Below are 25,162 nucleotides of genomic sequence, written 5' to 3' on the forward strand. Positions count from 1 at the left end.
TGAGGTGAAGAGTTATGAAATTACGTGCAAACCGTGTAGGCGAGCAAATGAAAAAAGAATTAGGCGACATCATCAGTCGTAAAATTAAAGATCCACGTGTTGGATTTGTTACAGTAACAGATGTACAAGTGAGTGGAGATTTACAAATTGCTACAGTATATATTTCTGTTTTAGGTGATGAGGAACAGAAAGAAAGTACATTAAAAGGTTTAGCGAAGGCAAAAGGTTTCATTCGTTCAGAAATTGGCCAGCGTATTCGTCTTCGTAAAACACCGGAAATTTCCTTTGAGTTTGATGAGTCTATCGGATATGGTCATCGAATTGATACACTTTTACATCAAATTAATAAAGACGGTAAACGTGAAGAATAATGGATAGACATTTGTCTATCCATTTTTTCAATGCAAAATTAATTTTGGATAATTACTATGAAAGAATTATGATGAGGTGAACATATATGGAAGGTGTAGTATTATTACATAAGCCAAAAGGCATGACATCACATGATTGTGTATTTAAATTAAGAAAGATATTGCGTGAGAAACGAATTGGTCATACAGGAACATTAGATCCAGATGTAACAGGAGTATTACCTATTTGTGTAGGACGAGCAACGAAGATTGCACAATTTTTAACAAGTGAGACGAAAACATATGAAGGTGAAGTAACACTTGGATTTTCAACGACAACTGAAGATGCTTCTGGTGAAGTTGTTGAAAGGAAAAATGTAGATCGTGTTATTACTCGTAAGGAAGTAGAAGGGGCTCTTGCTGCATTAACAGGTACGATTGAACAAATGCCTCCGATGTTTTCAGCTGTAAAAGTTAACGGAAAAAAATTATATGAATATGCAAGAGCAGGACAAGAAGTTGAACGTCCAGTTCGTACAATTACAATTCATGAATTTGTATTACTAGATGACCGTGAAGTGTTTGAGGGAGAAAATATTTCATTCCGTTTCCGTGTAACGTGTAGTAAAGGGACATATGTAAGAACGTTAGCAGTAATGATTGGTGAAAAACTTGGTTTCCCATCACATATGTCTCACCTTGTAAGAACAGCTTCTGGTGAGTTTTTATTAGAAGATTGCATATCATTTGAAGAAATTGAAGAAAACGTGCAAAATGGAACAGTAGAGTCTATCTTCATTTCAATTGATGAAGCATTAAGTAAGTTTCCGAAAATGGTTGTAGATGAAAAGCAAGCAGAGAAAATAAAGAATGGTATGTTCTTAAAAAATGAATTGCAAATAACGGCGCCATTTATAACAGTGTTTGATACAAATAATCGTTGCCTTGCAATTTATGAGCACCATCAAAAACACCCTGGTATGCTAAAGCCGATGAAAGTACTTGTGAATAATCAAGAACTAAAGCTATAATGAATTATTGGAAGGATTATTACAGAAAAAGGTGAATTCAAGCGTGAAACTTATTCATTTAACTCATCCACATGAACAAAATAAATTAGAATTACCACCTACTGTAATGGCATTAGGATTTTTTGATGGCATTCATTTAGGACATCAATGTGTGATTCGAACTGCGAAACAAATAGCTGATGAACGAGGATATAAAAGTGCAGTTATGACATTTTATCCGCACCCATCTGTTGTTTTAGGAAAAAAGGAAGCGCATGCGGAGTATATTACACCAATGTGTGATAAAGAAAAAATAGTCGAAAACTTAGGGATCGATATATTATATGTTATTAAATTTGATGAATCGTTTGCAGGCTTATTGCCACAACAATTTGTAGATGATTATATTATTGGTTTGAATGTAAAGCATGTAGTAGCAGGGTTTGATTATTCATATGGACGTTTAGGAAAAGGAAAGATGGAGACTTTACCATTTCATGCAAGAGGGGAGTTTACACAGACTGTGATTGAAAAAGTTGAATTTCAAGAAGAGAAAGTAAGTTCTACAGCATTACGAAAGTTAATTCGAAATGGCGAAATGGAACAAATTCCATCTATTTTAGGTAGAGCATATACAGTAGGGGGAACGGTTGTACACGGTGATAAGCGTGGACGTCAAATTGGTTTTCCCACAGCTAATATAGGTTTAAGTGATGAGTATCTATTACCACCTGTAGGTGTTTATGCAGTGAGATTAAAAGTTCAAGATGAATGGTACGATGGTGTATGTAATATTGGATATAAACCAACTTTTAAAGAAGATGAGCGTCAATTATCTATTGAAGTGCACTTATTTGAATTTAACAAAGACATATATGATCAAAATGTTACAGTAGAGTGGCATATGCGTATAAGAGAAGAAAAGAAATTCAATGGCATCGATGAGTTAGTTGAACAAATTGCAAAAGATAAGAAAATAGCACAAGAATATTTTGCGAACGAAAAGAATATACTTGCTTTTTCAAATGAAAAGTAGTATTCTATGTTATGTACTTTATGACAACCATTGCTTGGCATTGCGACTCACCGACGCTTGCTAGGTAATTGGGGGTTTAATTAATAGGAGGTGAAATAGGATGGCTTTAACACAAGAGCGTAAAAATGAAATCATTGCACAATTTAGAACTCATGAGACTGATACTGGTTCTCCAGAGGTTCAAATTGCTGTCCTAACGGAGCAAATTAACACTCTAAACGAGCACTTACGTACTCACAAGAAAGATCATCATTCACGTCGTGGTCTATTAAAGATGGTTGGTAAACGTCGTAACTTACTAACTTACCTTCGTAATAGCGATATCACACGTTACCGTGAATTAATCACAAAGCTTGGCTTACGTCGATAGTCAAAGAAGCGGGAATATTCCCGCTTTTTTGTTAGGTAAAAATATATCTTCTACCCTTTATAGCTTACTTCATTTTCGGTAATACTAGAGGTAGAATATTGTGATATACTATCCATTTACATAGAAGAATTGAATACTTTAAATTGAGAGGGGTACTTAAATGAGTCAAGAAAAGCAAGTCTTCTCGATAGATTTAGCTGGTCGTCAGCTAACAGTTGAAACAAGTCAGCTTGCGAAGCAAGCGAACGGAGCAGTATTAGTAAGATATGGCGATACAGCGGTTCTATCTACAGCAACTGCATCAAAAGAACCAAAAAATGTAGATTTCTTCCCACTTACAGTAAATTATGAAGAGCGTTTATATGCAGTCGGAAAAATTCCTGGCGGTTTCATTAAACGTGAAGGTCGTCCGAGTGAAAAAGCAATTTTGGCAAGTCGTTTAATCGACCGTCCAATTCGTCCGCTTTTCGCAGATGGTTTCCGTAACGAAGTACAAGTTGTCAGCATAGTAATGAGTGTTGATCAAGATTGTTCTTCTGAAATGGCAGCTATGCTTGGTTCTTCATTAGCGTTATCGATTTCAGATATTCCATTTGAAGGCCCAATCGCGGGTGCAACAGTTGGTCGTATTAACGGCGAATTCGTTATTAATCCAACAGTAGAACAGCAAGAACAAAGTGATATTCACCTTGTTGTAGCTGGTACGAAAGATGCAATTAACATGGTTGAAGCAGGAGCAGATCAAGTGCCTGAAGAAACAATGTTAGAAGCAATTATGTTTGGACATGACGAAATTAAACGTCTAATTGCATTCCAAGAAGAGATTGTACAAGCTGTAGGTAAAGAGAAATCAGAAGTAAAACTTTATGAAGTTGACGCTGATCTTAATCAAGCTGTACGTGAAATGTCTGAGAAGGATATGCATTCTGCAATTCAAGTACATGAGAAACATGCACGTGAAGATGCAATTAACGAAGTGAAAAAGCGTGTAATTGAGCATTACGAAGCGCAGGAAGCTGACGCTGATACATTAGGACAAGTAAGTGAGATTTTATATAAAATTGTAAAAGAAGAAGTACGTCGTCTTATTACAGTTGAAAAAATCCGCCCAGATGGCCGTAAAGGTGACGAAATCCGTCCATTAGCATCAGAGGTTGGTATTTTATCTCGTACACACGGTTCTGGTTTATTCACACGTGGACAAACACAAGCATTAAGTATTTGTACATTAGGTGCATTAGGCGATGTACAAATTTTAGATGGTCTTGGTGTAGAAGAATCAAAACGTTTTATGCACCATTACAATTTCCCATCATTTAGTGTTGGTGAAACAAGACCGATGCGTGGACCAGGTCGTCGTGAAATTGGTCACGGTGCACTAGGAGAACGTGCTCTTGAGCCTGTAATTCCATCTGAAAAAGATTTCCCATATACAGTACGTCTTGTATCTGAAGTTTTAGAATCAAATGGTTCTACTTCACAAGCAAGTATTTGTGGTAGTACTTTAGCAATGATGGATGCTGGTGTTCCGCTTAAAGCTCCAGTTGCAGGTATTGCAATGGGTCTAGTTAAAACTGGTGAGCATTACACAATTTTATCTGATATTCAAGGTATGGAAGATCATTTAGGTGATATGGACTTTAAAGTAGCAGGTACAGCAAAAGGTGTAACTGCACTGCAAATGGACATTAAAATAGATGGTCTATCTCGTGAAATTTTAGAAGAGGCATTACAACAAGCAAAAGTTGGTCGTGTGCACATTCTAAATCATATGTTATCTGTTATTGCAGAGCCACGTACTGAATTATCAGCTTATGCTCCAAAGATTATTACAATGACAATTAACCCAGATAAAATCCGTGACGTTATTGGGCCGAGCGGTAAACAAATCAATAAAATTATTGAAGAAACTGGCGTTAAAATTGACATCGAGCAAGATGGTACAGTATTCATTTCTTCAATAAATCAAGAAATGAATGACAAAGCTAAGAAAATTATCGAAGATATCGTTCGCGAAGTACAAGTAGGTGAAATCTACGAAGGAAAAGTGAAACGTGTTGAGAAATTCGGTGCTTTCGTTGAATTATTCAGCGGTAAAGACGGATTAGTTCACATTTCTGAACTTGCACTTGAGCGTGTAGGTAAAGTAGAAGACGTTGTGAAAATCGGTGATGTAATTACAGTTAAAGTTATCGAGATTGACAAGCAAGGTCGCGTGAATCTATCTAGAAAAGTATTGCTAAAAGAAGAGCAAGAAAAAGAAGCTGCTAAAGAAGAAAACAAACAAGAGCAGCAATAAGTAAAAGCCAGTTAAACTGGCTTTTTTTGTTATATAAAAAATATGATTTACATATATTTTTATGTCAGTATAGGTATAGTTTTCATTATAACGCTCAAATTAACAAAGATAAGAAGAAAAAAGGTTTTTATATAGTTAATGGGAGGGTTTATATGAAAGCTCGTGTATTGGCATACATATGTATATTCTTTTTATATGTCAGTGTAGGCTCTTATTCCGTTTTTGCACAGGATAACTTATATGAAGAAATTCAAAAACATGCAAAACAATATGAGATTGCACCTCAAAATGCGATGATTGATAAGATATGGAAATCAACACCAGGATATAATGGAAGACAAGTTGATATCGAAGCATCCTATAATAATATGAAGAAACTAAAGAAATTTGATCAAAGAAATCTTGAATTCAAGGAAGTATCACCGAGTGTCCACTTAGAAGATTTATCACCAGCCCCAATTTATAGGGGACATCCAAATAAAAAGATGGTGGGATTAACAATAAATGTGGCGTGGGGAAACGAGTATTTGCCTCGTATATTAGAAATATTGAAAAAACATGATGTGAAAGCGACTTTCTTTTTAGAAGGACGTTGGGTGAAGGAAAATTTGCGATTTGCCAAAATGATTGTTGATGCAAATCAAGAAGTCGGAAATCATTCTTACACACACCCTAATATGAAAACGCTATCTTCTGATGAAATCCGAGATCAGTTACAAAAAACAAATCGAATGATCGAAGCAGCTACGAATCAAAAGGTAAGATGGTTTGCTCCGCCGAGTGGAAGTTTTCGGGATGAAGTCGTGAAAATTGCAGATGATTTCCAAATGGGAACGATTATGTGGACTGTAGATACAATTGATTGGAAGCGACCTGAGCCAGAGGTACTATTGCAGAGAGTGATGAGAAAAATACATCCAGGTGCTATCGTATTAATGCATCCAACGTCATCTACAGCAGAAGCATTAGATACAATGATTACAAAATTGAAGGAACAAGGATATAAAGTAGGGAATATAACAGAATTACTGGATGAAAAACGTGTGGATTAAATACATTTGCATGACATTCATCCTTAAACTTGTTATCATTAAATAATAGCACTTATTTAGAGAAACTGGCAGTAGGAGGAAAGTTTTTGATTAAAAAATATACTTGTAAAAATGGTGTAAGAATTGTTATGGAGAATATACCAACTGTAAGATCGGTTGCGATTGGTATTTGGATCCATGCGGGATCAAGAAATGAAAATGAAAAAAATAACGGGGTTTCCCACTTTTTAGAGCATATGTTCTTTAAAGGAACAGAAACACGTAGTGCACGCGAAATTGCAGAATCATTTGATAGCATTGGTGGGCAAGTGAATGCTTTTACTTCAAAAGAATACACTTGTTATTATGCAAAAGTGCTAGATGAGCATGCTAAATATGCTTTAGATGTATTAGCAGATATGTTCTTTAATTCAACATTTGATGAGGAAGAACTGAAAAAAGAGAAGAATGTCGTATGTGAAGAAATTAAAATGTACGAAGATGCTCCAGATGATATTGTGCATGATATGTTAACGAAAGCAACATATGAAACGCATCCGCTTGGATATCCTATTTTAGGAACAGAAGAAACGCTTGATACGTTTACAGGTGATACGCTACGCCAATATATCAAGGATCATTACACACCTGAAAATGTCGTTGTTTCAGTTGCAGGAAATATTGATGAAGCCTTTTTACAAACAGTAGAGCAATATTTCGGTAGTTATGAAGGAACAACAAATCGTGAACAAGTACATAGCCCAATTTTCCATTTTAATAAGGTAGCACGTAAAAAGGAAACAGAACAAGCTCATTTATGTTTAGGATATAAAGGCTTACAAATGGGACACGAAGATATTTATAACTTAATTGTATTAAATAACGTTTTAGGCGGTAGTATGAGTAGCCGTTTATTCCAAGAAGTACGTGAGCAACGCGGGTTAGCCTATTCAGTATTTTCTTACCATTCTTCTTATGAAGATACAGGTATGTTAACGCTGTATGGTGGAACAGGTAGCCAACAATTAGATACACTGTATGAAACAATGCAAGAAACATTAGAAACATTGAAAAATACAGGTATTACAGAAAAAGAGCTTATTAATAGTAAAGAGCAATTAAAAGGAAACTTAATGTTAAGTTTAGAAAGTACGAATAGCCGTATGAGCCGTAATGGTAAAAATGAATTGCTACTTCGTAAGCATCGTTCACTTGATGAGATTATTGAAAGTGTAAACACAGTAACAAAAGAAAATGTTGATGAGTTAATTCGTAACATGTTTACAGATGAATTCTCTGCAGCATTAATTAGTCCAGATGGAAAACTTCCAAAAGGAATAAAACTATAATTGCTTTATATGAAGTATGTAAAAATAACCGTATCTCTTTTAAATGAGATACGGTTATTTTTTTTGGATATACAGAATAGGTACTAATTATAGATAACTTAAATTCATAATTCGGTAGGGGGAGAGTGTATGCGATTAAGTGAATTAAGTGGCAAAGAGATTGTAAATTTAGAAAGAGCAGAAAAAATGGGAGTTTTAGGTTATGTTGATTTAGAGATTGATGAGAAGGATGGCCAAATACAGGCTCTTATCATACCGGCTGGGAAATGGGGAGGTTTTAAAAAGGAACCACAAGAAGTAAGAGTCACGTGGAGCCAAATTAAGAAAGTAGGGCACGATATGATCCTTTGTGATATTACGGATCATTCAAATTCGAAGTGAAAGGTGGCCATTTTGGTCATCTTTTTTTGTTCATTCTCCTCTGAGTAAAAGCTCACATGAATCGAGCGTTTACCGGAAATCAATTTCCCGTATAATGTCCTCTCATATGTCGAATGTTGAGATGGAAGTCTAACTGCATACAAATAGCGGGATAAATCATACGTGCTTTTGTTTTTCAATCACCTAAAACTCGTACATTACATATGATGTGGAGGAAAAAGAAAAAGTAGGCACTTTTCTTATAAATGACAGAAAAAGAAGGTGAATTAGGGAATGTTGACTGAGATGCATATTGCTGTCATAGGAGGAGATGCAAGACAGCTAGAAGTAATTCGCAAGCTAGTTGAATTGGATGCGAAACTTTCATTGATAGGGTTTGATCAGTTAGATCATGGCTTCACAGGGGCAGCAAAAGAAAGTATACAAAATTTAGATTTCACTTCTGTAGATGCAATTATTTTGCCAGTTGCAGGTACAAATGCCAAGGGAGAAGTAGATACTATTTTTTCAAACGAAAAAGTTTCTATAACGAAAGAACAAATTGAAAATACACCAGAACACTTTACTATATATTCAGGTATTGGTACGCCTTACTTGGAAAATCTCGTATCTACTACAAACCGCAAACTTGTTAAATTATTTGATCGTGATGATGTGGCAATCTACAATTCTATACCAACTGTAGAAGGTACATTAATGATGGTAATTCAACATACCGACTATACAATTCATGGTTCCAATGTAATGGTTTTAGGATTTGGTAGAACAGGGATGAGTGTTGCCAGAGCATTTCAATCATTAGGAGCCCATGTCAAAGTTGGAGCAAGACGATCGGAACATATTGCACGTATTACAGAAATGATGTTTTCTCCTTTTCATATGCAAAATATTGAGAAAGAAGTAGGGAATATCGATATTGTCATTAATACAATTCCGCATCTCGTCGTGACAGCGAATGTTATTTCGAAAATGCCGGCTCATACGTTAGTAATTGATTTAGCTTCTAAACCAGGCGGTACCGACTTTAGATATGCGGAAAAAAGAGGAGTCAAAGCGCTGTTAGCACCTGGATTACCAGGTATTGTTGCTCCAAAAACAGCAGGACAAATTTTAGCGAACGTTCTTTCTCAGTTACTAGCAGAAGACGTAATAGCAAGAAAGGAGAATGGGGAATGAATTTAAAAGGGAAAAGAATAGGGTTTGGTTTTACTGGTTCACATTGTACGTACGAAGAAGTAATGCCTCATTTAGAAAAATTAATTGCTGAGGGAGCAGAAGTACGCCCCGTTGTTTCTTACACTGTTCAATCAACAAACACGAGATTTGGAGAAGGAGCAGAGTGGATTAAAAAGATTGAAGAAGTAACAGGATTTAAAGCAATTAATTCAATCGTTGGCGCAGAACCACTAGGACCTAAAATTCCACTAGATTGTATGGTAATTGCACCACTAACAGGAAATTCTATGAGTAAATTTGCAAATGCAATGACAGACTCTCCAGTACTAATGGCAGCGAAAGCGACGTTAAGAAATGGCAAGCCTGTCGTATTGGCTGTTTCGACGAATGATGCTTTAGGGCTGAATGGAGTAAATCTCATGCGCCTAATGGCAACAAAAAACATCTACTTCGTCCCATTCGGTCAAGATGCACCAGAGAAAAAACCAAACTCCATGGTAGCTCGCATGGAGCTGCTGGAAGATACAGTATTAGAAGCGCTGCAAGGGAAGCAATTGCAGCCGGTTGTCGTAGAAAAATTCAGATATATGAATTAAAAAACGAAAAAAAACGGACAATTTTTGATGAAACCATCATTCTTACTGTAGAATATGATAAAATTAACGTTATTAAGATTAGAAGGGGTATTGTATACTCCTTCTAATTCTAAGTTATAGAAGGATTGGTATCTAGAAAGGGGCATAGTGATGGAAAAGCAAAAAACTTTTCATGTCGCTGTAGTTGGAGCAACCGGCGCAGTTGGTGAACAAATGTTAAATACTTTAGAGAAACGAGAATTTCCAATCGGGAAGTTAACGTTACTTTCATCTAAACGATCTGCAGGTAAGAAACTTGTATTTAAAGGCGAAGAATTTACAGTTCAAGAGGCAACTCCTGAAAGTTTTGAAGGAGTAGATATCGCACTATTTAGTGCTGGTGGATCTGTATCAAAACAATTAGCGCCAGAAGCAGCAAAGCGCGGTGCGATTGTTGTTGATAATACAAGTGCATTCCGTATGACAGAAAACGTGCCACTTGTTGTACCTGAAGTAAATGAAAACGACTTAAAAGAACATAATGGTATTATTGCAAATCCAAACTGTTCTACAATTCAAATGGTAGTAGCTCTTGAGCCAGTTCGTCAGCAATATGGTTTAAAACGAGTAATCGTTTCCACATATCAAGCTGTATCAGGTGCTGGTGCGGCAGCGATTGAAGAACTTCATGAACAATCACAAGCAATCTTAAATGGTGAAGAAGTGAAGGCGAATGTTTTACCTGTATCAGGTGATAAGAAACATTTCCAAATTGCTTTCAACGCGATTCCACAGATTGATAAATTCCAAGATAATGGATTTACGTTTGAAGAAATGAAAATGATTAATGAAACGAAAAAAATTATGCATATGCCTGAATTAGAAGTAGCGGCAACATGTGTACGTTTACCAGTTGTATCAGGTCACTCAGAGTCTGTTTACATCGAAGTAGAAAAAGAAGGTGTAACAGTAGAAGAATTCAAGAGCTTACTTGCAAATGCGGAAGGTATCGTTCTGCAAGATAATCCAGAAGAGCAGTTATATCCAATGCCAGCTACTGCAGTAGGTAAAAACGAAGTATTCGTTGGAAGAATCCGTAAAGATTTAAATAACGATAAAGGATTCCATCTTTGGGTCGTATCTGATAACTTATTAAAAGGCGCTGCATGGAATTCTGTTCAAATTGCAGAGCGCTTAGTAAAATTACAATTAGTGTAAACGGCTAAGAGAAGGTGCAAAATATGAAAATTATTGTTCAAAAATTTGGTGGCACATCCGTACGTGATGAAAATGGACGTAAGCATGCGCTTCATCATATAAAAAAATCGCTAGATGCGGGTTATAAAGTAGTTACTGTCGTATCTGCTATGGGCCGTAAAGGTGAACCATATGCAACTGATACTTTGTTAAGTCTTGTAAATCAAGAGGAATCTCGCATTTCTAATCGTGAGCAAGATTTATTATTATCATGCGGAGAATTAATCTCAGCAATCGTCTTCTCTAACATGTTAAATGAGAACGGTATAAAAGCAGCGGCATTAAATGGTGCACAAGCTGGTTTTGTAACAAATGATGATTTTACAAATGCTAAGATTATTGAAATGAACTGCGATCGTATACATGAAGAGCTAGAAAATGTAGATGTAATCGTCGTTACAGGATTCCAAGGACAAACGAAAAAAGGTGATACGACAACACTTGGACGCGGAGGTAGCGATACTTCAGCTTCTGCATTAGGTGTTGCGCTTCATGCTGAATTTATTGATATCTTTACAGATGTAGAAGGTGTTATGACTGCGGATCCTCGCATTGTAAAAGATGCACGTCATCTTCAAACGGTAACATACAATGAAATTTGTAACATGGCATATCAAGGTGCAAAAGTCGTTCATCCACGTGCAGTTGAAATTGCGATGCATGCCAAAGTACCACTTCGTGTACGTTCTACGTATTCTGATAGTGAAGGTACGCTGATTTCAGCGTCGGACGGTGCGACAAAAGGCCGTGATGTAGAAGAACGTCCTGTTACAGGTATCGCTCATGTATCAAATGTGACGCAAATTAAAGTGCTTGCAAAAGAAACAGCATATGATTTGCAACAGCATGTGTTTAAAGAAATGGCGAATGAAGGAATCAGTGTCGATTTAATTAACATTTCACCTACTGGGGTAGCTTATACGGTGAGTGATAATGTATCAAGTCGTGCAGTTGAATTATTAAAAAACCTTGGATATGAGCCAATTGTGACAGAGCATTGTGCAAAAGTATCTATTGTAGGAGCTGGAATGGCAGGGTACCCAGGGGTTACTGCGAAAATCGTTACAGCTTTAGCGGAAAAAGGTATTCAAATTTTGCAATCGGCAGATAGTCATACGACAATTTGGGTTCTTGTAAAAGAAACTGATTTAGTGGAGGCTGTAAATGCATTACATAGTGCGTTTGAGCTTTCAAAAGAAAAGCAACTGGAACAATAAGGAGTGAGACCATGATAGATTTTGGGACAATTGCAACCGCGATGGTAACTCCGTTTGATAAAAACGGAAATATCGATTTTGCGAAGACAACGAAATTGGTAAATTATTTAATAGATAACGGTACAACAGCAATCGTGGTAGGAGGAACGACAGGAGAATCTCCTACATTAACTTCAGAAGAAAAAGTAGCGTTATATCGCCATGTCGTATCTGTTGTCGATAAAAGGGTGCCCGTAATCGCTGGAACAGGTAGTAATAATACGCATGCTTCTATTGACTTAACTAAAAAGGCAACAGAGGTTGGTGTTGATGCAGTAATGCTAGTAGCACCGTATTATAACAAACCGAGTCAAGAAGGAATGTATCAGCACTTTAAAGCAATTGCTGAAAGCACGCCGCTTCCGGTTATGCTATATAACGTTCCAGGACGATCTATTGTACAAATCTCCGTTGATACAGTTGTTCGTTTATCAGAAATAGAAAACATTGTTGCGATTAAAGATGCAGGCGGCGATGTGTTAACAATGACAGAAATCATTGAAAAAACAGCGGACGACTTTGCAGTATACAGCGGTGATGATGGTTTAACGTTACCAGCTATGGCAGTTGGAGCGAAAGGTATCGTTTCTGTAGCATCTCATGTGATTGGAAATGAAATGCAAGAAATGATTGCAGCATTCCAAGCAGGAGAATTTAAAAAGGCGCAAAAATTACATCAATTACTTGTAAGAGTAACGGATTCATTATTTATGGCGCCAAGCCCAACGCCAGTAAAAACAGCGTTACAAATGGTTGGGTTAGATGTAGGTTCTGTACGTTTACCACTTCTTCCATTAACAGAAGAAGAAAGAGTAACGTTACAATCTGTTATGCAATCTATCCCTCGTTAATAAAAAATGACCTAGTGTAGAACTAGGTCATTTTTTTATGGTATGAAAATCTTTGCCGCTCTTTTTTACCTACCATAATACTCCACGTGTTTGATCGCTTTTTCATTATGTATTGCAACATGTACAAGAAAATAATTGTACCCCTTTAAATGAATCAAAAAAACATAGTTATTATAGAATAAACATTTGTATAAACGTAATAAACTATCGATTCTGTTTTTCAGAGGAATTGCCTCAAATGTGACGTGATTCATAAAAAAGCTTCATTTTATAAGCGTTTTTGTTCGATTCTAGAAAAATAAGTCTTGAAAATCCATATAATGAAATAAATTTAGCGTATTTATGGCTATTTCTTCAAAATAATATGGAGTATAAAATCGGAGTAAATATAAAGGAAATACGTTCGATACTTTTGTTGTAATTCCGTTCTTTTACTTTCTCTTTCGCACGATTTAACTTGTGTTCTATTTCTTGTATCAGGTATAATATGGCTAAGTAGCTTAGTACGGGTATGCTTAGCAAAATTGGTAAAAATTATAATTTGATTACATTTTCATATCATATCGAATAAGATATTTGATTTATATAATGAAAGAGAGGTGAAACCTGGTTTAAAAAATAAACAAGGACATGATATCGCATAACGGTAAGGACATTCGTCTTGGACGGTGAATATATGGTGGTTGTAGAGTTTCCCCTGGTGTCTCTGCAATTTTAGTGAAATCAGTGTTTGAAAGATTTTTAAACCAGGCAACAACATGAAGAGAAAAGAGAATGAGTCTGTTAAAGTATTTGCTCTTGGTGGAGTAGGTGAAATCGGGAAAAACATGTACTGTGTTGAAATTGATTCTGAAATCTTTATTGTAGATGCAGGATTAATGTTCCCAGGAGATGAAATGTTTGGAATTGATATCGTTATTCCTGATATTACATATTTAGTGGAAAACCAAGAGCGAGTAAAAGGTTTATTTATTACTCACGGTCATGAAGATCATATTGGTGGAATTGTTTACGTACTTCGTAAATTATCAATTCCAGTGTATGCAACGAAATTAACAGTAGGACTTATACAAGAAAAACTTGGCGAAGCGGGTATGTTAGGCCGTGTAGACTTAAAAACAATCGATTCAAATTCAACAGTAGAGTTTAATACTACAACGGTGTCATTCTTTGGAACGACACATAGTATTCCAGATTCTGTTGGTGTTTGTTTCCATACATCAAAAGGTGCTATCGTATACACGGGAGACTTTAAATTCGATCAAACTCCAATTGGAAATAGTGGAGCAGACCTTGGAAAAATGGCACAAATCGGAAATGAAGGCGTACTGTGCTTATTATCTGATAGTACAAATGCTGAGCGTCCAGGCTATACAGGTTCTGAAAAAGAAGTTGGTGTAGAAATTTCTAAAGTGTTCTACGGCGCAGAAGGACGTATTATCGTTGCTTCATTTGCATCGAATGTACATCGTATTCAACAAGTATTTGATGCAGCTGCTGAAACAGGACGAAAAGTAGCGGTTGTAGGACGTAGTATGGTGAAAGTGGTAGATATCGCAAGACGTCTTGGTTATTTAGATGTTCCAGAAGGTATGGTTATTTCACTACAAGAAGTAGACAATTTCCCAGAGAAAAAGGTAGCTATTTTAACGACAGGTAGCCAAGGTGAACCGATGGCGGCCCTTTCTAGAATGGCGAAGCAAGCTCATAAACAAATTTCAATTCGTAAAGGCGATACGGTTATTATTGCGGCTTCTCCAATTCCGGGTAATGAAATATCTGTATCGAAAATTATTGACTTGTTATTTAGAGCTGGAGCTGATGTTATTTATTACGGTGAAAGAAAAGTTCACGTTTCAGGTCACGGTAGCCAAGAAGAATTAAAGTTAATGTTAAATTTAATGAAACCGAAATATTTTGTACCCGTACATGGTGAGTTCCGTATGCAAAAAGCACATGCATATTTAGCTGAAGATGTAGGTATTGCAAGAGAGAATATCTTTATCGTAGAAAAAGGTGATGTGATTGCTTTTGGTGACGATGACGCAAACTTAGTTGGCAAAGTACAAGCTGGTAATGTGTTAATTGATGGATTAGGTGTAGGTGACGTTGGTAATATCGTTCTTCGAGATAGAAAAATGTTATCTCAAGATGGAATATTAGTAGTTGTTGTAACACTTGGTAAAGATGAAAAGAAAATTATCTCTGGTCCAGAAATCATTTCACGTGGTTTTGTGTATGTTCGTGAATCAGAAGCGTTAATTGACCGCTCTACAGAGATTGTACGTATGATTGTTGAGCAATCGATTAAAGAGTATTCAATTGAATGGTCTATGTTAAAACAAAATATTCGTGAATTATTAGGGCAGTTCTTGTACGAAGAGACAAAGAGAAAACCTATGATTTTACCGATTATTATGGAAGTATAAAAAAGATCACCTTTACGGGTGATCTTTTTTTCTTTTTAAACTCTATCGAATGAAATTTATAACTTAAGAAATAATAGTTATATACGAGTGAAAGGGGATGCGATATGACAGAACGTGATCGTTATACAAATGAAGGGAAAGAGGCTGAGCCGAAAGAAACTGGGAAAGAAGCTTCGATAGTGGAAAAAATTCAACAGCTAGGGCAAACGAATGTACCACAAATGAATGAATCAAGTATTCATTGTTTAACAATCATCGGGCAGGTGGAAGGTCATGTTCAGTTGCCGCCGCAAAATAAAACAACAAAATATGAGCATATTATTCCGCAAATTGTTGCGATAGAACAAAATCCGAAAATTGAAGGTTTGCTTTTAATATTAAACACGGTCGGAGGTGACGTTGAAGCAGGGTTAGCAATTTCTGAGATGGTAGCTTCGCTTTCAAAGCCAACGGTATCACTTGTTCTGGGCGGAGGGCATTCTATCGGTGTACCAATCGCCGTCTCTACGGATTATTCATTTATTGCGGAAACTGCGACGATGACAATTCATCCCATTCGTCTAACAGGTCTTGTTATAGGTGTGCCGCAAACATTTGAGTATTTAGATAAAATGCAAGAAAGAGTCATTCGATTTGTGACGAAGCATTCGAAAGTAACCGAAGATCGTTTTAAAGAACTTATGTTTGCGAAAGGGAATTTGACGCGAGATATTGGGACGAATGTAATTGGTGGCGATGCAGTGAAATATGGTCTTATAGATGATGTCGGTGGTATTGGGAATGCGATTCGAAAACTGAATGAATTAATAGATGCTCGCATGGATAATAGTGCAGAAGGGACAATGTTACAATGATTTTATACACAATTATGCCAGAGCAACTTGTATATCCAGCTGATTATTCGCAATGTGAAAGCCAAAAAGTTGTAAATATAAACGGTGTTGAATTAATGGTTTCTGAAGAAGAACATGGGTGTTATTCTATTGTACGTGTGTTAAGTACGGATCCGCTACACTACTTAGAGTTTGAGCCTGGCCAGAAAATAACCTTTTAGCAAAAAGAAGGATTTTGTTTAGAAGCTATGGTATAATATAAAAAACAAGACGGTTGAGCAGCCATGAGAGGGCTGCTTTCTTCTGTTTATTTAACAATTTACAAGAAGTGTAAAAATAGAAGATATAAGACCTGAAAAAATAGAGAAAACAGACATATAAGTAGTGCTTTTTTAAGGAAGCCCTACTTACATGTAGAACACGAGGTGAAGAAATGGCAAAACAAAAGCAAAGAGGGACGAAGGCAAAAGCAAGACGCACGATAAAGCCAACTTTGTATTATGAAATCGTCGGTTTAACTCTTTTTGCACTTTCAATCATTACGATTTTACAGCTAGGTGTTGTAGGGAAATCGTTTGTGTTATTTTTTCGCTTCTTCTTTGGTGAGTGGTACATAATTGGTGTGTTAGGTGTAATAGCTTTATCGGTTTCGTTTGTTATCAAACGTGGATGGCCGAACCTTTTAAATAAACGGTTAATTGGTTTTTATTTAATAGTATTGGCGATATTAATGTTTAGTCATATTACATTATTTAACCTTCTTACGAAAGATGGAGCAGTGCAAAATACTTCTGTTATTGTGAGTACGAAAGATAACTTCTTTCTTGAAATGAAAAAGGGGCCGGATAGCGTTCATTTAGGCGGTGGTATGTTTGGTGCGCTTATGTTCGCGACGTGTTACTTCTTATTTGACGAAGTAGGAGCTTATATCATTGGCATTATTTTAGTGATTCTCGGCATACTTTGTATAACAAATAAGCATATTGGGGAAGTGCTTGCCCCTGTAGGAAGAATCCTTAGAAGTCAATTTGAAATAATGCAAGGGGATTATAAAGATTGGAGATCCAAAAGGACGGCTGAACAAACAGAAAAGAAAAAAACAACGAGAAGCACAAGGAGTAAACGTGCTGCAGAACAAGAAGAGATTATTGAGCCGATGGAAGAAATCTCAATTGATCCTCCAATTATTTCGAATTTCACTGAGAATTATCCTGTAAATGAAGAAGAGAATAAACGAATTAGCGAAGAACAGGAAGCAGAGTTAATAAATTCACCGTCTATTGAAGAGGCTCCGCCTGTTGAAGAATCTAAGAAAAAGCGTGGAGAAAAGATTGTAGAATCTTTAGAGGTAGAAACAAGTGCCCCGCCAATGCAATTTTCAAATGTAGAAAATAAAGATTACAAGCTTCCTGCACTTGATATATTGAAATTTCCTAAGAATAAGCAAGTTACAAATGAAAATGCAGAAATTTATGAGAATGCTCGTAAATTAGAACGTACATTCCAAAGTTTTGGAGTGAAAGCGAAAGTAACAAAAGTACATAGAGGTCCTGCAGTTACAAAATATGAAGTGTATCCTGATATGGGAGTAAAGGTAAGCAAAATCGTTAGTTTAAGTGATGATTTAGCACTTGCTTTAGCTGCGAAAGACATTCGTATTGAAGCACCTATTCCCGGGAAATCAGCTGTAGGGATTGAAGTTCCGAACTCAGAAGTATCTATGGTAACGCTTAGAGAAGTTCTTGATTCTAAGGCTAATAATCATCCGGAAGAGAAGTTGTTAATTGGTCTTGGACGAGATATTACAGGTGAAGCTGTATTAGCCCGTTTAAATAAAATGCCCCATTTACTAGTAGCTGGTGCGACAGGTAGCGGGAAAAGTGTATGTATTAATGGTATTATTGTTAGTATTTTAATGCGTGCAAAACCACATGAAGTAAAATTAATGATGATTGATCCGAAAATGGTAGAGTTAAATGTATATAACGGTGTTCCGCATTTATTAACACCAGTTGTAACTGATCCGAAAAAAGCATCACAAGCTTTGAAAAAAGTCGTGAGTGAAATGGAACGACGTTATGAATTATTTGCTCATAGTGGCACGCGTAACATTGAAGGATATAATGATCATATTAAAGAACATAATAGTCAATCAGAAGCGAAACAACCGGAATTACCTTATATTGTAGTAATAGTGGACGAGTTAGCCGATTTAATGATGGTTGCTTCATCAGATGTAGAGGATGCGATTATGCGTTTAGCACAAATGGCTCGTGCGGCTGGTATTCATTTAATTATTGCGACGCAGCGTCCATCGGTTGATGTTATTACGGGAGTTATTAAAGCGAATATTCCATCACGTATTGCATTCGCGGTATCTTCTCAAACGGACTCTCGTACAATTCTTGACGGTGGTGGTGCAGAGAAACTGCTAGGTCGTGGAGATATGCTGTTTATACCAATTGGTGCATCGAAGCCTGTACGTGTACAAGGTGCATTTTTATCCGATGATGAAGTTGAGAGAGTTGTAGAGTATGTTATTGGTCAGCAAAAAGCGCAATATCAAGAAGATATGATTCCACAAGATGTTCCTGATACGAAGCAGGAAGTAGAAGATGAATTATATGATGAAGCAGTTCAGCTTGTAGTGGAAATGCAAACAGCATCTGTTTCTATGTTGCAACGTAGGTTTAGAGTAGGTTATACGCGAGCTGCCCGTTTAATTGATGCAATGGAAATGAATGGTGTAGTAGGTCCGTATGAAGGTAGTAAACCACGAGAAGTACTCATTAATGATGTACAAGAAAAAAGTTCATAAAAAAAGCCTAATTGTTTTTACAATTAGGCTTTTTTATATGCTATTTTTGTTATATACTATATTCAGCGATAAAGAAAGGGCTTACATCTAAAGCGATTCTTTAGAATACGAATACTTTGATTATGTTTTTAATGAATGTTCGATATTTAATGTAGAAAAATGTTAAATTTTGTTGACACGTATGGGAGCAAGTGGTAAGATTACTTCGAAAAGAATCACTGCCTCATATAATCTTGGAGATAAGGTCCATAAGTTTCTACCCGGCAACCATGAATTGCTGGACTATGAGGGGAAAAGTGTGTAACAAAGGATGTAAGAGATCTTTGTGCCGAACTTTTTCTCGAAATGAGGAATGTTTATGGTGCGAAGTTTTTTTTATGCAGTAAAGAGTGAAAATTTCATCTTGAAAAATTATTAATATTTATTCGACAATTAAGCTTGTTTTTAGTATTTAGCAATTTTTATTATGTTGTAAGTTGAAAAAAGAGAAAAGAAGTCTTACATCAGAGGTCGAATAATTGAAATGCGGGGGAGTCTTATGTCAGTAAAATCCGATAGTCGTCACCTATATTTACGGGTGATTGATCACATCAAAGAAAAAATTAAAGATGGAGCTTACAAAGAAAGACAGAAGTTACCATCAGAGTTTGATTTAGCGAAAGAACTTGGTGTAAGTAGGGCGACTTTAAGGGAAGCACTGCGTATTTTAGAAGAAGAAAATGTTGTCATTCGTAGACATGGTGTAGGAACATTTGTAAATGCAAAGCCGTTATTTTCTTCTGGGATTGAACAACTTTCTAGTATTACAGATATGATTTCTAGTGTGGGGAAAACACCAGGAACTATCTTTTTATCATCATCTACAACAAGTTTAACAGAAGAAGAAAAAGAGAAGTTTAATAGTGAAGACGGTTTTAATGCCGTAATGATTGAGCGTGTGCGTACAGCAGATGGGGAACCTGTTGTATATTGTATCGATAAACTTGCAAAAGAAATCTTGCCAGATTTATCGGGATACAACGAAGAATCGTTACTTACAGTGATACATAACAATACGCACAAACGTATCACATACGCAGTTGCTCACATTGAGCCAATTGGCTATCATCCGAAAATCTCACCGATTTTAGAATGTGAACCGGAAACGGCACTGCTAGTTTTAAAACAAATGCACTATGATCAAAATGATGAGCCAATCTTATATTCTATCAATTACTTTAGAGCTGATAAGTTTAGCTTCCACGTATTAAGAAAACGTATGTAGGTAAGTTCCATTTTAGGGAGGTGACAGCAAGAAGGTAGGGACAGCAGCGTAAGAATAAAGAGATATATATAATTTTAGGAGGGGTTTCTAGTATGAAGAAAAAAACAGGTCTTTTATTATCATTAACATTAGCAGCAAGCGCGATTTTAGGTGCATGTGGTAACTCGGATAAGGCGAGCAGTGACAAGAAAGAAGATAAAGAATTCAAAGTTGGTATGGTAACGGATGTTGGGGGTGTTGATGATAAATCATTCAACCAATCTTCTTGGGAAGGTTTGAAAAAGTTTGGTAAAGATAATGGATTAAAGGAAAAGACAAATTATCGTTACCTACAGTCTGAAAAAGAAGCAGATTATATTCCAAACTTAAAGAAATTTTCAAAAGATAAGTATGATTTATCTTTCGGAATCGGTTATAAATTAGAAGGTGCAATTAAAGAAGTAGCAAAAGAAGCTCCAAAACAACAATTCGCAATTGTGGATACTGTTGTAGATGCACCGAACGTAACAAGTATCACATTTAAAGATCATGAAGGTTCATTCCTTGTAGGTGCGGTAGCGGCTATGTCAACAAAATCTAATAAAGTAGGATTTGTTGGTGGAATGAAGAGTGATTTAATTAGTAAATTTGAAAATGGATTTAAAGCGGGTGCAAAGGCAGTAAATCCAAATATTGAAATCGTATCTGAATATGCGGAAGCATTTGATAAACCGGAAAAAGGTACAGTTCTTGCATCAGCAATGTATGGTCAAGGTGTAGATGTAATTTATCATGCTGCTGGTGGTACAGGTAACGGCGTGTTCACTGAAGCGAAAAACCGTAAGAAAAAAGGTGAAAATGTTTGGGTAATCGGTGTGGACCGTGACCAAAACCAAGAAGGTATGCCTGAAAACGTAACATTAACTTCAATGGTAAAACGTGTAGATATCGCTGTTGAAAAAGTAGCACAAGAAGCGAAAGATGGTAAATTAAAAGGCGGTAAAATAGAAGCATTTGGCTTAAAAGATGACGGTGTTGGTATTGCAAAAACAACTGACAACGTGAAAAAAGTTAACCCTGAAATTTTAACAAAAGTAGAAGAGTTTGAAAAGAAAATTACAGATGGTGAAATTAAAGTACCAGCTACAGATAAAGAGTATAAAGAATATGAAGCTTCTCTAAAAAAATAAATAGAGAAATAGCAAAGGTTAGTTCATAGAACTAACCTTTGTATGTATAAAACTTCCAAATTGCTTAATAAGTTAATAGTGTAATAGGGGAATGTTCCCTGTTAAAAGGAGGAACGAAATGGAATACGTAATTGAGATGAATAACATTACGAAAGTATTCCCAGGCATTGTAGCGAATGATGATATTACGCTGCAAGTAAAGCAAGGAGAAATACATGCTTTACTTGGAGAAAATGGTGCAGGGAAATCCACATTGATGAATGTACTATTTGGTTTGTATCAACCAGAACAAGGTGAAATTAAAATTAAAGGAAAGTCTGTAAACATTACCAATCCGAATGTGGCAAATGACCTTGGTATTGGAATGGTTCATCAGCACTTTATGCTTGTTCATAATTTTACAGTTACAGAGAATATTATTCTCGGAAATGAACCGAAGAAAAACGGGAAAATTGCTGTTGAGGAAGCTGCTAAAGAAATTCAAAAACTGTCTGAACAATACGGATTAGCTGTAGATCCATATGCGAAAATACAGGATATTTCAGTTGGTATGCAGCAGCGTGTTGAGATTTTAAAAACACTTTACCGTGGGGCAGAAATTTTAATATTTGATGAACCGACAGCTGTGTTAACACCGCAAGAAATTCATGAGCTAATTCAAATTATGAAAAAGCTTGTACAAGAAGGAAAATCTATTGTTCTTATTACACATAAGTTGAAAGAAATTATGGAAGTTTGCGATCGTTGTACGATTATTCGTAAAGGAAAAGGGATTGGAACGGTTGACGTTGCAAATACGGATGAAAATAAACTTGCAGAATTAATGGTCGGACGTCAAGTGAATTTTAAAACAGAAAAAATAGACGCGAAGCCACAAGAAGAGGTACTTTCAATTGCAAATCTTGTTGCTCACGATGCACGTCAACTACCTGCTGTAAAAGGCCTTGACTTAACTGTTCGTGCGGGGGAAATTGTTGGAATTGCAGGGATTGATGGAAACGGACAAAGTGAATTGATAGAAGCAATTACTGGTTTACGAAAAGTTGAGTCAGGTTCTATTGCAATTAAAGGAAAAGAAATAACAAATTGGCCTGTTAGAAGGATAACAGAAGAAGGAATTGGTCATATTCCAGAAGATCGTCATAAACACGGCCTTGTTCTTGATTTTTCTGTTAGAGATAATATAGTTCTGCAAACGTACTATAAAAATCCGTTTTCAAAGAAAGGGATTTTAAATTTTAGTAAAATTACAGAAAAAGCAAAGGCACTTATTGAACAGTTTGATGTACGTACACCTAGTGAGCAAACGTTAGCGCGCGCTTTATCTGGGGGGAATCAACAAAAAGCAATTATTGCACGTGAAGTAGACCGTGATCCAGATTTATTAATCGCGGCACAGCCAACACGTGGTTTAGATGTAGGAGCAATTGAATTTATTCATAAGAGATTAATAGAGCAAAGGGATAAAGGAAAAGGTGTATTACTTTTATCTTTAGAGTTAGATGAAATCTTAAATGTTAGTGACCGAATTGCTGTTATTTATGAAGGGAAAATTGTAGCAATTGTTGATGCGAAAGAAACGAATGAACAACAGCTTGGATTGTTAATGGCTGGAGGAACAAAGAAGGAGCAGGTGGGTACAAATGGCTAAAAAACTTTTAACAGAACGAACGATAAATATTTTAGTCCCAGTACTATCCGTTATTTTTGGCTTACTTGTCGGAGCAATTGTAATGCTAGTTAGTGGCTATGATCCAATTGTTGGTTATAGTGCACTTTGGACAGGAATGTTCGGTAGCCCAAGTGCAATAGGTGAAACGCTTCGTACAATGATCCCGCTTATTCTTGCCGGCTTATCAGTGGCGTTTGCATTTCGTACAGGTTTATTTAATATCGGGGTAGAGGGGCAATTACTAGTTGGTTGGCTTGCAGCAGTTTGGTTCGGTTATGCAGTTTCGCTACCAGCTGTTCTTCACATTCCGTTATCTATTTTATTTGCAGCATTGGTAGGTGGAATTTGGGGTTTCATCCCTGGATATTTAAAGGGGAAATTTCAAGTTAATGAAGTTATTGTAACGATTATGATGAACTACATTGCGTTATACGTAACATATGACATTATTAAGCGTTTCTTGCACGAGGGTAATGATAAAACGTACGACATCAAAGCGAGTGCGTCATTATCTTCAGACTGGCTTGCTGCCATCACTGACGGTTCGCGCCTTCACTGGGGAATTGTTGTAGCAATTTTAATCGCTATTTTAATGTGGTTCTTATTAGATCGAACAACTTTAGGGTATGAATTAAAGTCGGTAGGATTTAATCAACATGCCTCCCAATATGCTGGTATGAAGGTTTCTCGCAATGTAGTATTCTCTATGACAATTGCTGGTGCATTTGCAGGGATTGGTGGTGCGATGGAAGGGTTAGGAACATTCCAAAGTATGACAGCAATGTCTTCGTTTACAGGAGTAGGATTTGACGGGATTGCCGTAGCTTTACTTGGGGGGAATAATCCGTTTGGTATTATCCTTTCAGCTTTATTATTTGGTGGTTTGAAAAGTGCTTCCCCTCAAATGAACTTTGAGGCAGATGTACCATCAGAGCTTATTAATGTGATTATTGCATGTATCATCTTCTTTGTTGCATGTAGTTATGTGTTAAGATGGGCGCTTACACGCATGAGCAAGGAGGGGAAATAAATGAGCTTTTTAGATATATTAGCCATTCTTGTGACGGGTACGTTATATACATCAGCACCTATAATTTTTACAGCACTAGGTGGTGTATTTAGTGAACGATCAGGTGTTGTAAATATTGGATTAGAAGGACTAATGCTATTTGGTGCATTTATTGGAGTTGTTACAAACTTATTAATGGGTGATACATGGGGAACGATGACTCCGTGGATTGCGTTATTATTTGCGGCAATCGGTAGTGGGTTATTTGCATTACTTCATGCGGTAGCATCTATTACATTCCGAGCGGATCAAGTTGTAAGTGGTGTAGCGATTAACTTCTTATCTCTTGGATTAACGGTATTTGCAATTAAGAAGATTTTTGATAAAGGACAGACTGACTTTATTCAGTACCGTATTGAAAAGATTGATATTCCAGGCCTTTCGGATATTCCGGTTTTAGGGAAAATATTCTTCTCTAACGTACCGATAACGTCGTATATTGCTATTATTTTAGCATTCGTTGTTTGGTATGTTATTTATAAAACACCGTTCGGTCTTCGTCTTCGTGCGGTTGGTGAGCATCCAATGGCAGCTGATACGATGGGAATTAACGTATATAAAATGCGCTATATTGGTGTTTGTATATCAGGTGTGTTTGCTGGAATTGGTGGAGCAATTTTTGCAATGTCAATTTCTAATAACTTCTCAGGGGCAACTATTACTGGACAAGGTTTCTTAGCGTTAGCTGCCATGATCTTTGGGAAGTGGAATCCATTAGGTGCATTAGGTGCAGCGCTATTCTTTGGTTTTGCACAATCGTTAAGTGTAACAGGTGGAACAATTCCTGTATTAGATCAAATTCCGAGTGTTTTATTAACGATATTACCGTATGTATTCACAATATTAGCACTTGTTGGTTTTGTAGGTCGTTCTGAAGCTCCGAAAGCGTTAGGAACGCCGTATGAAAAAGGAAAACGATAAGTATAAAAAAGCTCGCACATTAGTGCGGGCTTTTTTACATAGAATA

The 25,162-nt window shown here is 36.5% G+C and carries 22 protein-coding genes and 1 riboswitch; all 22 genes read left to right on the forward strand.

What is annotated here, in order from left to right; translation table 11 throughout:
• Positions 1-14: 14 nt before the first annotated feature.
• The 22 genes from rbfA (at position 15) to RBB48_RS04805 (ending at position 25,116) form a co-directional block, all read left to right on the forward strand.
• Complete coding sequence (gene rbfA / locus RBB48_RS04700; protein WP_000776445.1) at positions 15-371, forward strand: 30S ribosome-binding factor RbfA; 357 nt, start codon at positions 15-17, stop codon at positions 369-371.
• 86 nt (positions 372-457) lie between these two features.
• The gene (gene truB / locus RBB48_RS04705; RefSeq protein WP_097906548.1) at positions 458-1,381 is read left to right on the forward strand and encodes a tRNA pseudouridine(55) synthase TruB; all 924 of its coding nucleotides are present in this window, start codon (positions 458-460) and stop codon (positions 1,379-1,381) included.
• A 43-nt stretch (positions 1,382-1,424) separates the two neighbouring features.
• A complete protein-coding gene (gene ribF / locus RBB48_RS04710) occupies positions 1,425-2,396 on the forward strand; it encodes a bifunctional riboflavin kinase/FAD synthetase (protein WP_098856881.1) in 972 nt (323 codons plus the stop codon).
• A gap of 100 nt (positions 2,397-2,496) precedes the next feature.
• Positions 2,497-2,766, forward strand: a complete 270-nt coding sequence (gene rpsO / locus RBB48_RS04715) for a 30S ribosomal protein S15 (protein WP_001229392.1) — start codon at positions 2,497-2,499, stop codon at positions 2,764-2,766.
• A 160-nt stretch (positions 2,767-2,926) separates the two neighbouring features.
• On the forward strand, positions 2,927-5,065 hold the full coding sequence (pnp, locus tag RBB48_RS04720; protein ID WP_046957398.1) for a polyribonucleotide nucleotidyltransferase: 2,139 nt from the start codon (positions 2,927-2,929) through the stop codon (positions 5,063-5,065).
• Between the two features lie 152 nt (positions 5,066-5,217).
• Entirely contained in the window at positions 5,218-6,117 is a 900-nt protein-coding gene (locus RBB48_RS04725) for a polysaccharide deacetylase family protein (protein ID WP_088064282.1), read from the forward strand.
• 86 nt (positions 6,118-6,203) lie between these two features.
• The gene (locus RBB48_RS04730) at positions 6,204-7,445 is read left to right on the forward strand and encodes a M16 family metallopeptidase (RefSeq protein WP_000593006.1); all 1,242 of its coding nucleotides are present in this window, start codon (positions 6,204-6,206) and stop codon (positions 7,443-7,445) included.
• A 129-nt stretch (positions 7,446-7,574) separates the two neighbouring features.
• Positions 7,575-7,826 (forward strand): YlmC/YmxH family sporulation protein, encoded by a 252-nt coding sequence (locus tag RBB48_RS04735; RefSeq protein WP_001239751.1) that lies wholly within the window; start codon positions 7,575-7,577, stop codon positions 7,824-7,826.
• A 273-nt stretch (positions 7,827-8,099) separates the two neighbouring features.
• Positions 8,100-9,002 carry a dipicolinic acid synthetase subunit A gene (gene dpaA, locus RBB48_RS04740; RefSeq protein ID WP_000954740.1) on the forward strand — a complete coding sequence of 301 codons (903 nt, stop codon included), beginning with the start codon at positions 8,100-8,102 and terminating at the stop codon, positions 9,000-9,002.
• The gene (gene dpaB / locus RBB48_RS04745; protein WP_001049480.1) at positions 8,999-9,598 is read left to right on the forward strand and encodes a dipicolinate synthase subunit B; all 600 of its coding nucleotides are present in this window, start codon (positions 8,999-9,001) and stop codon (positions 9,596-9,598) included. Before dpaA ends, dpaB begins: the two co-directional genes overlap by 4 nt.
• A gap of 150 nt (positions 9,599-9,748) precedes the next feature.
• Complete coding sequence (gene asd / locus RBB48_RS04750; protein WP_000414854.1) at positions 9,749-10,795, forward strand: aspartate-semialdehyde dehydrogenase; 1,047 nt, start codon at positions 9,749-9,751, stop codon at positions 10,793-10,795.
• A gap of 23 nt (positions 10,796-10,818) precedes the next feature.
• A complete protein-coding gene (gene dapG / locus RBB48_RS04755) occupies positions 10,819-12,051 on the forward strand; it encodes an aspartate kinase (protein ID WP_149213092.1) in 1,233 nt (410 codons plus the stop codon).
• Positions 12,052-12,062: 11 nt separating this feature from the next.
• Positions 12,063-12,941: a 4-hydroxy-tetrahydrodipicolinate synthase gene (gene dapA, locus RBB48_RS04760; RefSeq protein ID WP_000564777.1), complete on the forward strand. Its 879-nt coding sequence runs from the start codon at positions 12,063-12,065 to the stop codon at positions 12,939-12,941.
• A gap of 758 nt (positions 12,942-13,699) precedes the next feature.
• Complete coding sequence (locus tag RBB48_RS04765; RefSeq protein ID WP_000823079.1) at positions 13,700-15,370, forward strand: ribonuclease J; 1,671 nt, start codon at positions 13,700-13,702, stop codon at positions 15,368-15,370.
• A 104-nt stretch (positions 15,371-15,474) separates the two neighbouring features.
• A complete protein-coding gene (gene tepA, locus RBB48_RS04770; RefSeq protein WP_000139829.1) occupies positions 15,475-16,224 on the forward strand; it encodes a translocation-enhancing protein TepA in 750 nt (249 codons plus the stop codon).
• Complete coding sequence (locus RBB48_RS04775; protein WP_000605020.1) at positions 16,221-16,424, forward strand: YlzJ-like family protein; 204 nt, start codon at positions 16,221-16,223, stop codon at positions 16,422-16,424. Before tepA ends, RBB48_RS04775 begins: the two co-directional genes overlap by 4 nt.
• Before the next feature lie 212 nt (positions 16,425-16,636).
• Complete coding sequence (locus tag RBB48_RS04780; protein ID WP_306007430.1) at positions 16,637-19,021, forward strand: DNA translocase FtsK; 2,385 nt, start codon at positions 16,637-16,639, stop codon at positions 19,019-19,021.
• A 203-nt stretch (positions 19,022-19,224) separates the two neighbouring features.
• Positions 19,225-19,326: riboswitch (purine riboswitch) on the forward strand.
• A gap of 233 nt (positions 19,327-19,559) precedes the next feature.
• Positions 19,560-20,285 (forward strand): GntR family transcriptional regulator, encoded by a 726-nt coding sequence (locus tag RBB48_RS04785; RefSeq protein ID WP_000114176.1) that lies wholly within the window; start codon positions 19,560-19,562, stop codon positions 20,283-20,285.
• A gap of 92 nt (positions 20,286-20,377) precedes the next feature.
• Positions 20,378-21,454, forward strand: a complete 1,077-nt coding sequence (locus RBB48_RS04790; protein ID WP_088610159.1) for a BMP family lipoprotein — start codon at positions 20,378-20,380, stop codon at positions 21,452-21,454.
• 118 nt (positions 21,455-21,572) lie between these two features.
• A complete protein-coding gene (locus RBB48_RS04795; RefSeq protein WP_306007431.1) occupies positions 21,573-23,105 on the forward strand; it encodes an ABC transporter ATP-binding protein in 1,533 nt (510 codons plus the stop codon).
• Positions 23,098-24,156 carry an ABC transporter permease gene (locus RBB48_RS04800; protein ID WP_001085261.1) on the forward strand — a complete coding sequence of 353 codons (1,059 nt, stop codon included), beginning with the start codon at positions 23,098-23,100 and terminating at the stop codon, positions 24,154-24,156. The genes RBB48_RS04795 and RBB48_RS04800 overlap by 8 nt, the downstream gene beginning before the upstream one ends.
• Positions 24,157-25,116, forward strand: coding sequence for an ABC transporter permease (locus RBB48_RS04805; protein ID WP_000008857.1), 960 nt, complete (start codon positions 24,157-24,159; stop codon positions 25,114-25,116).
• The last annotated feature ends 46 nt before the right edge of the window (positions 25,117-25,162 follow it).

Source organism: Bacillus sp. MMSF_3353, assembly GCF_030733445.1.
In the GTDB taxonomy this organism is placed as follows: Bacteria; Bacillota; Bacilli; order Bacillales; family Bacillaceae_G; genus Bacillus_A; species Bacillus_A wiedmannii.

Bases quoted from the DNA above. Each gene is read 5' to 3' on its own strand.
- RBB48_RS04795 (WP_306007431.1), top strand. From the start codon at position 21,573: ATGGAATACGTAATTGAGATGAATAACATTACGAAAGTATTCCCAGGC.
- pnp (WP_046957398.1), top strand. From the start codon at position 2,927: ATGAGTCAAGAAAAGCAAGTCTTCTCGATAGATTTAGCTGGTCGTCAG.
- RBB48_RS04785 (WP_000114176.1), top strand. From the start codon at position 19,560: ATGTCAGTAAAATCCGATAGTCGTCACCTATATTTACGGGTGATTGAT.
- dpaB (WP_001049480.1), top strand. From the start codon at position 8,999: ATGAATTTAAAAGGGAAAAGAATAGGGTTTGGTTTTACTGGTTCACAT.
- RBB48_RS04805 (WP_000008857.1), top strand. From the start codon at position 24,157: ATGAGCTTTTTAGATATATTAGCCATTCTTGTGACGGGTACGTTATAT.
- asd (WP_000414854.1), top strand. From the start codon at position 9,749: ATGGAAAAGCAAAAAACTTTTCATGTCGCTGTAGTTGGAGCAACCGGC.
- tepA (WP_000139829.1), top strand. From the start codon at position 15,475: ATGACAGAACGTGATCGTTATACAAATGAAGGGAAAGAGGCTGAGCCG.
- RBB48_RS04780 (WP_306007430.1), top strand. From the start codon at position 16,637: ATGGCAAAACAAAAGCAAAGAGGGACGAAGGCAAAAGCAAGACGCACG.
- RBB48_RS04790 (WP_088610159.1), top strand. From the start codon at position 20,378: ATGAAGAAAAAAACAGGTCTTTTATTATCATTAACATTAGCAGCAAGC.
- RBB48_RS04765 (WP_000823079.1), top strand. From the start codon at position 13,700: ATGAAGAGAAAAGAGAATGAGTCTGTTAAAGTATTTGCTCTTGGTGGA.
- truB (WP_097906548.1), top strand. From the start codon at position 458: ATGGAAGGTGTAGTATTATTACATAAGCCAAAAGGCATGACATCACAT.
- RBB48_RS04775 (WP_000605020.1), top strand. From the start codon at position 16,221: ATGATTTTATACACAATTATGCCAGAGCAACTTGTATATCCAGCTGAT.
- RBB48_RS04725 (WP_088064282.1), top strand. From the start codon at position 5,218: ATGAAAGCTCGTGTATTGGCATACATATGTATATTCTTTTTATATGTC.
- dpaA (WP_000954740.1), top strand. From the start codon at position 8,100: ATGTTGACTGAGATGCATATTGCTGTCATAGGAGGAGATGCAAGACAG.
- RBB48_RS04800 (WP_001085261.1), top strand. From the start codon at position 23,098: ATGGCTAAAAAACTTTTAACAGAACGAACGATAAATATTTTAGTCCCA.
- dapG (WP_149213092.1), top strand. From the start codon at position 10,819: ATGAAAATTATTGTTCAAAAATTTGGTGGCACATCCGTACGTGATGAA.
- rpsO (WP_001229392.1), top strand. From the start codon at position 2,497: ATGGCTTTAACACAAGAGCGTAAAAATGAAATCATTGCACAATTTAGA.
- rbfA (WP_000776445.1), top strand. From the start codon at position 15: ATGAAATTACGTGCAAACCGTGTAGGCGAGCAAATGAAAAAAGAATTA.
- RBB48_RS04735 (WP_001239751.1), top strand. From the start codon at position 7,575: ATGCGATTAAGTGAATTAAGTGGCAAAGAGATTGTAAATTTAGAAAGA.
- dapA (WP_000564777.1), top strand. From the start codon at position 12,063: ATGATAGATTTTGGGACAATTGCAACCGCGATGGTAACTCCGTTTGAT.